2 protein-coding genes are annotated in these 1,109 nt (G+C 69.4%); one reads left to right on the top strand and one right to left on the bottom strand.

Annotation, left to right across the window (positions count from 1 at the left end; all coding sequences use genetic code 11):
* Positions 1-502 (bottom strand): PPE family protein (locus tag A5696_RS17610; protein WP_156738461.1); only part of this gene is annotated, 502 nt, incomplete at its 3' end.
* A 227-nt stretch (positions 503-729) separates the two neighbouring features.
* On the opposite strand from A5696_RS17610, the gene A5696_RS17615 reads away from it, so the two are divergent.
* A partial coding sequence (locus tag A5696_RS17615) for a PPE family protein (protein ID WP_231964367.1) occupies positions 730-1,109 on the top strand: 380 nt, incomplete at its 3' end.

Below are 1,109 nucleotides of genomic sequence, written 5' to 3' on the forward strand. Positions count from 1 at the left end.
AGTTGCCCAGCTGCGCGACCGTCGCCGACGCGCTGGCGTGGTAGCCGCTCATCGCGGCGACATCCTGGGCCCACATCTGCTCGTATTCGGCCTCGGCCGCCGCGATCGCCGGCGCGTTCTGGCCGAACAGGTTGGAGTTCACCAACGACACCAGGTTGGAGCGGTTGGCCGACACCACCACCGGATGCACCGTCGCCGCCAACGCCGACTCAAACGCACCGGCCACCGCTTTGGCCTGCGCGGCCGCACTCGCAGCTTGAGACGCCGCCGAGGTCAACCACGCCGAATACGGAACGGCTGCGGCGGCCATCGCCGCGGATGCAGGACCCTGCCACGCGTGACCAGCCAACGCCGAGGTCACCGAGGAAAACGATCCCGCGGCCGCACTCAACTCATCGGCCAGCCCGTCCCACGCCGCAGCGGCCGCCAACATTGGCGCTGACCCGGCACCGGAGAACATCCGGGACGAATTGATCTCCGGCGGGAGCACCAAAAAGCTCATGACCGCGGTCCCTTCTCAGCAGCGAGCCCCGGGAGCCAAAGTGTGCCGTTGCTCGGGTTCGCACGCAACCGCGACTGCGAGCGCTTGATCCCTGCGGTCCGGTCCGCAACGATCGTGCGGCGGCCGGGATTGGATTCCCGCCTAACGGGGTATGGGGCAGGCCGGAGAATGTACGTTGCTCCAGTGGCTGCTGAAGGTCTGATCAACGACGATCGAGGGGAGCAGTGATGAACTTTTCGGTGTTTCCGCCCGAGGTCAACTCGGTGCTCCTGCTTGATGGGCCGGGCCCGGGGCCGATGCTGGAGGCGGCGGCGGCCTGGGACGGGATCCGCAGTGAGTTGAGCGCGGCGGCAAGCGCATTCAGCTCCGTGACCTCGGACCTGGCCGGGCAGGCCTGGCAGGGCCCGTCGGCGGCGTCCATGACCAACGCGGCCGCCGGGTACGTGGACTGGCTGGGCGGGGCGGCCGCGCAAGCCGAGCAGTCGGCGGCCCAGGCGCGGGCGGCGGCCGTCGCCTACGAGGCCGCGCTGGCGACCATCGTGGACCCCGGGTCGATCACGGCCAATCGCGGCCAGCTGGTGTCGCTGGTGAACTCCAACCTGTGCTG

Source organism: Mycobacterium sp. E2699, assembly GCF_001666745.1.
Classification (GTDB): domain Bacteria; phylum Actinomycetota; class Actinomycetes; order Mycobacteriales; family Mycobacteriaceae; genus Mycobacterium.